Here is a 10,977-nt window from a genome sequence, read left to right as displayed (position 1 = left end):
TCAGTCAGGCGGTCAGTTCCAGTTGCGGTAGGTGGTGCCGGTGTTCCCCAGCGGCCGGTGGCAGCCGGAGTCCGAGCAGTCGGTCTTGCCGGCCGCGGAGCCGCCGCGATGGGCCAGCGTCATCTTCTGCATGTTGCCCAGATAGTTGGTGCCGGTGGCATGACATGCGATGCACAAGCCGGAGCCTTTGCCCAGGCTGCCGTTGTGATTCATCTGCGTGGTCGTCACGGACCAGTTGGTGGTCCTGTGGCAGGCGCTGCAGTCCATCGATGCTCCGTTCAGGAGCTGGACCAGGGGGATGTGGTTGCCCGGCTTGGTCGTGAGGCCGTAGGCGGCGCTGCTGTGGCAGGTGTTGCACTGGCTCGTGACGGTGACGTTGGCGTGGAAACGGCCGGGAAACCAGCTGGTGTACCCGTTCTTGTGGCAGGTGTCGCAGTTGGCACCGGCAGATGCGCCGATCAGCTGGTAGGGAATATGGTTGGCGGGTTTGCCCATGCCTGACAGGTAACTGCCGGTGTGGCAGGTCGCGCACTGGCCGGTGACAGGTTGCTGGGTGTGGTTCCAGCTGTGGGGGGTGAACGCCGGACGGGTGGGGCTGTGGCAGGCAAAGCAGTTCACTGTGGTCGGCATGTGGTTGCCCGGCTTGCCGGTGGCGCTGCCGCCGTTGTGGCAGCTGGCGCAGTTGGTTCCCGCATTGAACGTGCCGTGGTCGGGCTTGGAGGCCGGCAGCCAGGCCGTGGTGCGGTGGCAATCGATGCAGTTGCCCGCCGTGGCGATGTGGTTGCCAGGCTTGCCTGTGGCCGTGCTGCCGTTGTGGCAGCTGGAACAGACCGTGGCCGTCGTGAACATGCTGTGGTCGGGTTTGCCGGCCGGCAACCAGGCCGTGGTGCGGTGGCAGGTGCCGCAGGATGCCGTGGTCGGGATGTGGCCGCCCGGCTTGCCGGTGGCCGTCATGCCGTTGTGGCAGGTGCCACAGGAGTTTGGCGCGATGCCCATGTGGTTGAAGCGCGCACCAGAGAACGTCACGGTGTTGTGGCAGCTGTCGCAGGGCAGCTGGGTCTGGACATGCTGCATGGGCTTGATCGTGTTCTGGCCCGCCAGGCGCGAACCACTGGTGTGGCAACTCTGGCAGTCACGCGGCGTGCCGCGAAAAATGCCGTTGACGTGGCAGTTTTCGCAGCGCTGGGACGAGTGAACGCCCGAGAGGGGAAAGCCGGTTTTCACGTGATCGAAGGTGCGGATGGCGCTCTGGGCATGCACCGCTGTCAGACCCAGCCCCAGCGCGCAGGCCAGCACGATGCTGGCCCCTAGACGCCAGAGACCTGGCAGGCGGCGATGGGGGTCCTTGTTGTAATTCATCATGGGACACATCCTCTCTTCATCGATTCCTGGTGGCCCAGGGGTTGGGGTCTGGCGCAAGATCCAGCGCGCTGATGCGGTTCCTGAAGTTCTTCCAGTTGTCCGTGCTGTGGCACTGTTCGCAACGCATCCCGAACTGACCGTCGTGCACGTCTTCCTTGCGGTGGCAGCCGACGCAGCTGCTGCCCAGCAAGGCGGCCTCCTTGCCGCGGGGCGCAGGTTCGCGGTGGCAGCTCTCGCAGGCCACCTTGCGGTGCGCGCCGTCGAGCGTGTAGCCGGTGCGCACCTTGTGGTCAAAGCTCCAGAGTCCCCAGGCGCGGGTGTTGTGGCAGTTCTCGCACTTCACGCCGAACCTCAGCTGGTGCTTGTCGTCCTTCTTGTGGCAACCATAACAATCGCGCGGCGCATCCTTGTAACGCGCTGTTTCATGGCATTTTTTGCAGGACGTGATGACGTGCTTGCCGGTCAGCGGGAAGCGGGACTGGCCGTGGTCGAAGCGCGTGTCTTTCCAGGAGCGGTCGTTATGGCAGGACTCGCACTTGGTGCCCTCCTGGCCCTCGTGCTTGTCGTTCTTCTTGTGACAGCTGTAGCAGTCCAGCGCTGTCTTTCGGAAGCTGCGCAGGTCCTTGTGGCAGGACTCGCATTTGAGGGTCTTCTCTGCGTGGGCATTGCGCAGCTTGAATTCGGTCTTGTCGTGGTCGAAGCGGCCGGTGGTGTTCTTCCAGTCCTTTTCCGCATGGCAGTCAGCGCATTTCTCGCCCAGGGTGCGATCGTGCTTGTCGTCCTTCTTGTGGCAGCCATAGCAGGCCTTGGGGGCTTCCTTGAACATCACGCTCTTGTGGCAGTCCTTGCACTCCACCTTGACGTGCTTGCCCAGCAAGGGGAAGTCGGTCTTGTCGTGGTCGAACTTGGCTTTCTCCTTCCAGTCGCGCTCGGTATGGCAGCTGCCGCAGTTCTTGCCCAGGCTTTCCTTGTGCTTGTCGTCCTTCTTGTGGCAGGCGTAGCAGTCCTGGCTCAGCTTGACCTTGTACAGGTGGCCGGTATGGCAGCTGGCACAGGTGGCGATGCGGTGCTTGGCGCGCAGGACGTACCTGGTGTCGATGTCGTGGTTGAAGGTGTTTTCCTTCCACGATCTGGCGTTATGGCAGGACTCGCACTTCTCGCCGAACTGGCCCTTGTGGCCGTTCCGGCTGTCATCGTCCTTCTTGTGGCAGGCCACGCAGGCCAGCGGGGTCTCCTTGTACCGGTTGTCCTTGTGGCAGTCGGCGCACCTGGCAAGCGCATGCTTGTCTTTCAGGGCAAAGCGCGTCTTGTCGTGGTCAAAGCGTGCTTCCTTCCAGTTCTTCTCGGTGTGGCAGTCGACGCACTTCGCGCCGAGCGAGCCCTTGTGGACGTCGTCCTTCTTGTGGCAGTCGTTGCAGCCCTGCGCCGCCTCGCTGTACTTCTTGCCGCTCACGTGGCACTTGTCGCACTCCACTTCCTGGTGCTTGCCGCGCAGACTGAAGTCGGTCTGCATGTGGTCGAACTTCTTCTTGTCGAATTCGGCGATGCGGACATCCCGGCCCTTGTGGTCGGTGTGGCAGCTGCGACAGGCCTGAGGTTTCATCTTGCCGTGGTAGCCGGCCTTGCCGCGGACATCGGCACCGACATCCTTGTGGCAGTCCATGCAACGGCCGTCCTGTGCCTTTCGGTCGAAGCGCACGTGGCATTGCGAGCACTCGTCCTCGTACTTGGCATGGGCCTGGATGACCTTGCCGGGGGCAATCACCGATTCGATGCTCTGTGCCTGGACGCTGGCGGGCAGCCAGACCAGCACCCAGGCGCAGGCCAGCAAGCACAAATACACGGGCGGGTATCTGAGTCGGCCGAGCTGGAGCATGCTGCCGTGCATGGGGGGGGCTCAGTAGGCGTGGACCGCGACCACGTGCACGATGGCACTGATGACCAGCAGGTACACGAAAGGAATGTGCGCCACGTGCCAGAGCGAGAACAGGCGATCGTAGGCGGTGTACTGGGCCACCCGGACCACGGCCGTCAGATAACGCCGCACCAGCTTGCGTGACATGGCTTCGCGCCGCATCAGGTCCGCATGGCTCCACTGGCCGTGCCGTGCCAGCTTGCGGATCGGCATGCGCAGGCCGTGCACACAACGCCGGTAGACGATCCATTGCTTGATGGGCAGCCAGAAAACCTGGCGGAAATAGGTCAGCCAACCGGCCGGGGCCTGCAACTCCGCCTGCTCGAAGGCCTTCAGATCGGCTTCCACCGTGGGTGCGAAGGCCAGGCGGGAGCGCACCTCGTCCTGGTCCAGCTTGGCGCGCGCCTGGAGTTCCTTGAACCCTGTCAGTTCACCGCGCAGGCCGCGGTGCACCCGGGCATAGATGAAACGGCCGACGACGCCGCTCAAAGCGACGATGATCATGCTGTAGAGCGCCACCCCGGCATTGAGCGAGCCGATACGGAAGGTCGAATGCAGGAGGATCAGCAGCGGGCCGCCCACGCCGAGCGTCATGTGCAGCAGGAACCACCACTTGACCCGCCCCCAGTTCTGGGCCAACTTGAAATGCTTGCGCAAGGGATAGCTGAACAGCAACAGCATCATGCTGCCGCCTGTTACGCCGAGCCAATAGCCCACGTCGTCGCCGGCCTCGAAATAACCGCGCTGGCTGATGAACCAGGTCAGCCAGACCAGGGCAGCCAGGAGCAGATAGACGAGGGTATCGCCAGCCAGCAGGTTGCCGGTTTTGGGAACCTTCTCCGGTGTTCTGCCGCTTGTGGCCGTGTTTTGTAATGCACCCATGGGAAACCTCGCATTCGCCCGGGGGCTAGGGACGAATTCCATCTCAGTATGTAAGGTCTTTGATGTTAAAAGATCTGGGGCATCTCTTCGCGATCCGAGGCCTTGAATCGCGTATCAAATTGTTCTTTTGGCCGGGAACTGTTGCGCCTTTTTGTTAAATGCGAATTGCTCCGGAAAGTCAGGATCAAGTCAGGTCGGATGCATGGACAGGCAGGTCCTCAGGATGCCAGCTCTCCCAAGGCCTGTCGCACCTTCTTCTTGTCTTCCTGCCGCAGCGTCTTGCCTGGTTTGCGATGTGAACCGGCCTTGCGTTGCATGACCGGCGCGACCAGAGGGTTGCGTGGTTTATGGTGTTTCAGCTTGAGTTTGGTCTTGCGCGCAGAGTTCATGGCCGGTTCCTGAGTGGGCGGTGGACTTCATTATGGTGAGTGCCATGTGCCGCCTACAATGAGCCAACCCGGAGGCATCGTCGCCTGTCCGGTCGACTACCGACAGCATCCCACCATGCAAGTTTCTGCCTCGATCTTCAAGGCCTATGACATCCGCGGCATCGTGCCGTCCACCCTCGACGACAAGCTGGCCCTGGCCCTGGGGCGCGCTTTCGGCAGCGCCGCGCGCCGGGCCGGTGAAACACGAGTGGCCGTCGGGCGCGACGGCCGCCTGAGTGGTCCAGCCCTGAGCGCTGCCTTGATCCGCGGCTTGATGGAAGCGGGCATCGAGGTCATCGATGTCGGCATGGTCACCACGCCGATGCTGTATTTCGCCGCCAGCACCGTCTGCAGCAGCGGCATCCAGGTCACGGGCAGTCACAATCCGGCCGACTACAACGGCTTCAAGATGGTGCTGGCCGGTCGCGCCATCTATGGCGAGGAAATCCAGGACCTGCGCCGGACCATGGAAGCCGAGTCCTGGACTTTGCAGGCCGGTGTGAGCGGCGCCGGGCCGTCCCAAGCCGCGAAGGCCCCCTCGGGGGGCAGCGCAGCACATGAAATGGCAAGCGTGGGGGCCGGTTCGGTGCGCAACCTCAACGTCTATGCGCCCTACCGCGACCGCATCATCGGCGACGTGAAGCTCGCGCGCCCCATGAAGATCGTGGTGGATTCCGGCAACGGCGTCGCCGGTGCTTCGGCGCCGGCCATCTTGCGCGCACTGGGCTGCGTGGTCACCGAACTGCACAGTGACGTCGACGGCACCTTCCCGAACCACCATCCCGACCCGAGCAAGCCCGAGAACCTGCGCGATGTGATCGCTGCGCTCAAGAGCAGTGATGCCGAGCTGGGCCTGGCCTTCGACGGCGACGGCGATCGCCTGGGCATCGTGACCAAGGACGGCAGCAACATCTACCCGGACCGCCAGATGATGCTGTTCGCACAGGACGTGCTGTCGCGCGTGCCCGGTGGCACCATCGTCTACGACGTCAAGTGCTCGCAGCGCCTGGCGCCGGCGATCGAAGCCGCAGGTGGCCAGCCCCTGATGTTCAAGACCGGCCACTCGCTGATCAAGGCCAGGATGAAGGAGATCGATTCCCCGCTGGGCGGCGAGATGAGCGGCCATATCTTCTTCAAGGAACGCTGGTTCGGTTTCGACGACGGCACTTACGCCGCCTGCCGCCTGCTGGAGATCCTCAGCCGCTCGAAGGATGCCAGCGCTGTGCTCAACGCCTTGCCCACCAGCCACTCCACGCCCGAAATCAACGTCAAGTGCGCCGAGGGCGAGCCGCACCTATTGGTGGCCCAACTGGTGGCCAAGGCCTCGTTCGCCGCCCCCGCGAAGGTCAACACCATCGACGGCGTGCGCGTGGACTGGCCCGACGGCTTCGGCCTGATCCGCGCCTCCAACACCACACCGGTGCTGGTGCTGCGTTTCGAAGGGCATACGGCCGCGGCGCTGCAGCGCATCGAGGGCGAGATGCTGACCCTGCTGCGCAGTGTCAAGCCCGATGCTTCCTTTGCCGAAGCTGCGCACTAGCATGAGGCAGAAGCTGAGGCGCGAGCGTCGCCGGGCCGCCCCAAGACGCGAGGGCCCCCTCGGGGGGCAGCGCAGTACACGCAGTGACAAGCGTGGGGGCCACATTTGAACATCCTCATCGTCAAGCTCTCTTCGCTGGGAGATGTGGTGCACACCATGCCGGCGGTGCAGGACATCCGGCGGGCGCTGCCGCAGGCGCAGATCGACTGGGTGGTCGAGAAAGGCTTCGCGCCGCTGGTACGGCGCTGTGCCGGTGTGCGTCGGGTGATCCCCTGTGAACTGCGGCGCTGGCGCAAGGCGCCCTTCGCGGCGACCACGCGTGCCGAATGGGCTGCGTTCAGGAGCGAGCTGCAGCGCGAGGCCTACGACGCCGTGATCGACCTTCAGGGTTTGACCAAGTCGGCCCTGGCGGCCTGGCTGGCACGTCTGGCACCCGCCGGACAGCGTTACGCCCTGGCCAACCGCACCGAGGGTTCGGGGTACGAGGCGCCGACGCGCTGGGTGGCCGACGTGGCCATCCGCATCGAACCGCATGTTCACGCGGTGCAGCGCTCGCGTGAACTGTGCGCCCGGGCGCTGGGCTACAGCGTGCCGGCGCAGGAGGTCTTCGGCCTGCAGCCGCATCAGGGGCAGGGTGAGATTTCGCCTGAAAAGATCGCCATCGGCATGCTCTCGGCACGCCCCTGCGTGGCCCTGGTGCACGGCACCTCGCGTGCCGACAAGCAATGGCCGGCCGCGCACTGGCTGGCACTGGCACAGCGGCTGGACGCCGCTGGTTATGACGTGGCCCTGCTGCACGGCACTGACGAGGAGCAGCGCCGCAGCGAGGCCCTGGCGCGCGGGATGTCCCATGCCGTGGTCTGGCCGCGCCTGGCGCTGGACGCGTTGACCGATGCCCTGGCCAGCTGCGCCGGCGTGATCGGCGTGGACAGCGGGCTGAGCCACATCGCCGTGGCGCTGGACCTGCCCCACGTGCAGATCTACAACTTCGATACCGCCTGGCGCACCGGGCCCCAGGGCCGCGCCCGCCAGCGCTGCGTTTATGCGCAGCCCGTACCTGCGGTGGAGGCCGTCTGGCTGGCCTGGGCCCAGGTGCAGCCATCCGGCGGGAACGCCTGATGGCGCGCTTGCTCTATTCCCTGCTGGCCTGGCTGGTGCAGCCTCTGCTGCGGCGCAAGTTGATGCGCCGTGGCCGCCAGGAGCCGGGTTATCTGGTCGCTGTGGAGGAGCGCTTCGGGCAGTACGCCATGCCGGCCTTGCCGGACGATGGTCGCACGCTCTGGGTGCATGCGGTCTCGCTAGGCGAGACGCGTGCGGCGGCCGTGCTGCTGGCCACACTGCGCGAGCAGTGGCCGGCGTATCGACTGCTGCTCACGCACGGGACGGCCACCGGCCGCGCCGAGGGCGTGGGTCTGTTGCGCGAGGGTGACTTGCAGGTCTGGTTGCCCTGGGACACGTCTGCGGCCGTGCAGTCCTTTCTCGACCATTTCCATCCGCGCCTGGGCATCCTGCTGGAGACCGAGGTCTGGCCCAATCTGGCGGCTGGTTGCGAACGTGCCGGCGTGCCATTGGTGCTGGCCAATGCGCGCCTGAGCGAGAAATCGCTGCGCAAGGCGCAAAGACTGGCCTGGTTGTCCGTGCCGGTCTACCGCAGCCTCGCTGCGGTGTGGGCACAGACACAGGACGACGCGTCGCGCCTGGCCGCCATCGGTGCGCCGGTACAGGGGGTGTTCGGCAACCTGAAATTCGATGCCACGCCCGATGCCGGGCAGATGGCGCGCGGTCAGGCCTGGCGCACGGCACTGGGTCGTCCGGTCATCATGTTCGCGAGTTCGCGCGAGGGCGAGGAGGCCGAACTATTGCAGTGTCTGCGCCAGGCCGGCGAGGGCGCGCGCATGGTCCAGTGGCTGATCGTGCCGCGCCATCCGCAGCGCTTCGACGAGGTGGCCGAGCTGGTGGGCCGCCACGGCTTCAGCCTCGCGCGGCGCAGCCAGTGGGGCGGCGCACCGGGTCTGGTCGAGATGTCGACGGACGTCTGGCTGGGCGATACGCTGGGCGAGATGGCGCTGTACTACGGCCTGAGTGATGCGGCCTTGCTGGGGGGCAGCTTCGCGCCGCTGGGCGGACAGAACCTGATTGAGGCCGCCGCCTGTGCCTGCCCGGTGTTCATGGGACCGCACACCTTCAATTTCGACGAGGCCGCCAGCCTGGCGCAGGAGGCCGGTGCGGCCCAGCGCTGCAGCGACCTGGCTTGCGCTGTGGCGGCGGCGCAGCAACTGGTGCAGCAGCCCTTGCGCCAGCAGGCCATGGCACGCGAGGCCAGCCGGTTCGCCAAGGCACACCGTGGCGCCGCACTGCGCACACGAGAGGCGCTGGCGGTTTACCTGGGTTGAGTGCTTGCGGGGACAGCCGGTGCCGTGGTGGCCGGTGCTGCCGGCGCCAGCAGGGCATTCACCCCCTGAAGGTCTTCGCTCTTGAGCGTGCCGTTGGCCTGGCGCAGCTTGAGGCTGCCCACCAGTACGTCGTAACGCGCCTTGGCCAGATCGCGTTTGGTCTGGTAGAGCTGGCTTTGCGAATTCAGCACGTCGATGTTGATGCGCACGCCGACCTGGTAGCCCAGCTTGTTGGCGTCCAGGGCGCTCTGGCTGGAGGCTTCGGCCGCCTCCAGGGCCTTCACCTGTCCCAGGCCCGAGACCACGCCGAAATAGGCGCTGCGGGTGCCCTGCGCCACATTGCGCTGCGCCGCGTCCAGATCGGAGCGGGCCTTGTCTTCCAGGGCCAGGGTTTCCTTGAGGCGGTTCTGCGTGGCGAAACCGGCAAACAGCGGCAGGACGAATTGAACGCCTACCGTCGTGTTGTAGGTTCGCGAATCGGTCGGCGACAGCGCGGTGCCGCCGACGTTGCGGTTCACGCTATGGCTGGCCGTGAGGTCCAGCGTGGGCTTGTGGCCTGCCTTGGCCTTGTCGGTCTCCAGCGTGGCCACTTCCAGGCCGATGCGCGCCTGGCGGATCGCCGGATGCTGCTCCTGGCTCTGCTGCACCCAGGTGTTCACATCATCGGGCGTCAGCGCGGGCAGGGTGGTGGCCGGGGCCAGCGGATAGGGCGCCGTGTCGGCCTTGCCCACCAGCTGGTTCAGGGCCAGCTTCTTCACGCGCAGGTCGTTGTCGGCGGCGATTTCCTGGGCCGTGACCAGGTCGAAGCGGGCCTGCGCCTCGCGCGTGTCGGTGATGGTGGCGGTGCCCACCTCGAAGTTGCGGCGTGCCGACGCCAGTTGCTCGGCCACGGCCGTCTTCTGGGCCTGCACGAAGGTCAGGCTGTCCTGCGAGGCGAGCACGTCGAAGTAGGCCTGGCTGACGCGCACGATCAGGTCCTGCTCGGAGCTAAGTAGCTGGGCTTCGGCCAGATCGGTCTGGAGGGTGCCCTGCTGGTAGCTGGCGAAGTTGGCCGCGCGGTACAGCGGCTGGGTGGCATTGACGCCGACGTTCTGGTTCTCGAAGCTGCGGTCGCTCGTCGTGCCGGCGGCCTCGGTGCGCAGCTGTGTGGTGGACGCGCCCGCCGTCAAGTTGACCGTGGGCAGGAGGGCGGCCTTGGCCTGGTCGGCCTTGGACAGATTGGCTTCGTATTGCGATTTGGCCGCCTGGTAGGCCGCATCATGGCCGCGTGCCGCGTCGTAGAGTTCCAGCAGGCTCTGGGCGTGCACGGGCAAGGCCAGCGCGGCGCCGATGGCCACGGTCAGGGGCAGCAGTCGGTAGGTTTTCATGGTGGCGGGTACTCCAGGGGATAGGCGGGAAATGCGGTTGTACTCAGTAGCGCGGCACGGTCGGGTCGACCTGCAGCGACCAGGCATTGATGCCGCCGCTGATGTTGGCCACTTGCTTGAACCCCTGGTGTTCCAGGAACTGGGCCACGCGCATGCTGCGCCCGCCGTGATGGCACAGGCAGGCTACCGGGCGCGACGGGTCGAGTTCGTGGAGCCGCGGCGGAATCACCCCCATGGGGATGGTCACCAGATCGTAGGACGGGTCCGGCTTGATGCTGGCGTGTTGCAGTTCGGACGGTTCACGCACATCCAGGATGAGCGGGCGCCCATGGGCCTGGGCCTTGGCAACCCAGTCCTGGAGATCGCCGGGGTGGATGTGTTCGATCATGGTGCTTGTCGTCGGTGGGCGCCTCAGAAGTTGAAGCGGGAATGTTCGGGGAAGCTCAGCAGGCGCGGCGCCAGCGTGTCCCAGCCCTGGCTGGTCAGGTATTCGACCGCGCTGGTGCGCTGGATCAGCGTGGCGCGCATCACCGGCGCGTCACCCACGATCGCCATCAGGCGTCCGCCGGTCTTGAGCAGCTCCAGCAGCTTGTGCGGCACCTCGGCGACCGAGCCGCTGAGCACGATGACATCGAAGGGCGCCTCGACCGGCAGGCCCCTGGCGCCGTCGGCCTGGCGCACTTCCACGTTGGAGATGCCGGCTTTCTGCAGATTGGCGCGCGCCAGGGTGGCCAGTTCGGGATCGATCTCCAGCGAGATCACGCGCTGGGCACGTTGTGCCAGCAGGGCGGCCATGTAGCCGGAGCCGGTGCCGATCTCCAGCACCTTTTCATGTTTCTGAACGGCCAGGTCCTGCAGCATGCGGGCTTCGACCTTGGGCGCCAGCATGCACTGGCCCGCTTCGCCGCCGTTGCGCAGGGGCAGCTCCATGTCGGCGAACGCCAGGGCCTTGTGCGCGACAGGCACAAAGTCTTCGCGGCGCACGATGGAGAGGATGTCCAGCACAGCGGCGTCGAGCACGTTCCAGGGGCGGATCTGCTGCTCGATCATGTTGAAACGGGCTTGTTCGAAGTTCATTTCTTATACTCCA

10 protein-coding genes are annotated in these 10,977 nt (G+C 65.6%); 3 read left to right on the top strand and 7 right to left on the bottom strand.

Annotation, left to right across the window (positions count from 1 at the left end):
- Nucleotides 1-12: 12 nt before the first annotated feature.
- The 4 genes from AC1RRP_RS02460 to AC1RRP_RS02445 form a co-directional block, all read right to left on the bottom strand.
- Nucleotides 13-1,362, bottom strand: coding sequence for a cytochrome c3 family protein (locus AC1RRP_RS02460; RefSeq protein WP_493032904.1), 1,350 nt, complete (start codon nucleotides 1,360-1,362; stop codon nucleotides 13-15).
- A 16-nt stretch (nucleotides 1,363-1,378) separates the two neighbouring features.
- On the bottom strand, nucleotides 1,379-3,205 hold the full coding sequence (locus tag AC1RRP_RS02455; protein WP_493032902.1) for a cytochrome c3 family protein: 1,827 nt from the start codon (nucleotides 3,203-3,205) through the stop codon (nucleotides 1,379-1,381).
- A gap of 54 nt (nucleotides 3,206-3,259) precedes the next feature.
- Complete coding sequence (locus tag AC1RRP_RS02450) at nucleotides 3,260-4,159, bottom strand: hypothetical protein (RefSeq protein ID WP_493032900.1); 900 nt, start codon at nucleotides 4,157-4,159, stop codon at nucleotides 3,260-3,262.
- 218 nt (nucleotides 4,160-4,377) lie between these two features.
- A complete protein-coding gene (locus AC1RRP_RS02445) occupies nucleotides 4,378-4,548 on the bottom strand; it encodes a hypothetical protein (RefSeq protein ID WP_493032899.1) in 171 nt (56 codons plus the stop codon).
- 115 nt (nucleotides 4,549-4,663) lie between these two features.
- On the opposite strand from AC1RRP_RS02445, the gene AC1RRP_RS02440 reads away from it, so the two are divergent.
- The 3 genes from AC1RRP_RS02440 to AC1RRP_RS02430 all read left to right on the top strand — a co-directional run bounded on the left by AC1RRP_RS02440 (nucleotide 4,664) and on the right by AC1RRP_RS02430 (nucleotide 8,520).
- Nucleotides 4,664-6,127: a phosphomannomutase/phosphoglucomutase gene (locus AC1RRP_RS02440; protein ID WP_493032897.1), complete on the top strand. Its 1,464-nt coding sequence runs from the start codon at nucleotides 4,664-4,666 to the stop codon at nucleotides 6,125-6,127.
- A 105-nt stretch (nucleotides 6,128-6,232) separates the two neighbouring features.
- On the top strand, nucleotides 6,233-7,246 hold the full coding sequence (gene waaC, locus AC1RRP_RS02435; protein ID WP_493032895.1) for a lipopolysaccharide heptosyltransferase I: 1,014 nt from the start codon (nucleotides 6,233-6,235) through the stop codon (nucleotides 7,244-7,246).
- On the top strand, nucleotides 7,246-8,520 hold the full coding sequence (locus AC1RRP_RS02430; RefSeq protein ID WP_493032893.1) for a 3-deoxy-D-manno-octulosonic acid transferase: 1,275 nt from the start codon (nucleotides 7,246-7,248) through the stop codon (nucleotides 8,518-8,520). Before waaC ends, AC1RRP_RS02430 begins: the two co-directional genes overlap by 1 nt.
- Here AC1RRP_RS02430 and AC1RRP_RS02425 read toward each other — a convergent pair.
- Genes AC1RRP_RS02425 through AC1RRP_RS02415 form a run of 3 tightly spaced genes read right to left on the bottom strand, consistent with a single transcriptional unit; the run spans nucleotide 8,508 to nucleotide 10,964 of the window.
- Nucleotides 8,508-9,887: a TolC family outer membrane protein gene (locus AC1RRP_RS02425; protein WP_493032891.1), complete on the bottom strand. Its 1,380-nt coding sequence runs from the start codon at nucleotides 9,885-9,887 to the stop codon at nucleotides 8,508-8,510. The two genes, AC1RRP_RS02430 and AC1RRP_RS02425, sit on opposite strands and share 13 nt — an antisense overlap.
- Before the next feature lie 43 nt (nucleotides 9,888-9,930).
- The gene (locus tag AC1RRP_RS02420; RefSeq protein ID WP_493032889.1) at nucleotides 9,931-10,275 is read right to left on the bottom strand and encodes a rhodanese-like domain-containing protein; all 345 of its coding nucleotides are present in this window, start codon (nucleotides 10,273-10,275) and stop codon (nucleotides 9,931-9,933) included.
- Between the two features lie 23 nt (nucleotides 10,276-10,298).
- Nucleotides 10,299-10,964 (bottom strand): protein-L-isoaspartate O-methyltransferase family protein, encoded by a 666-nt coding sequence (locus AC1RRP_RS02415; RefSeq protein WP_493032887.1) that lies wholly within the window; start codon nucleotides 10,962-10,964, stop codon nucleotides 10,299-10,301.
- Nucleotides 10,965-10,977: the final 13 nt, after the last annotated feature.

The organism is Hylemonella sp. GW821-FHT12C09 (genome assembly GCF_058807395.1).
This window is presented reverse-complemented; position numbering and strand designations above follow the sequence as displayed.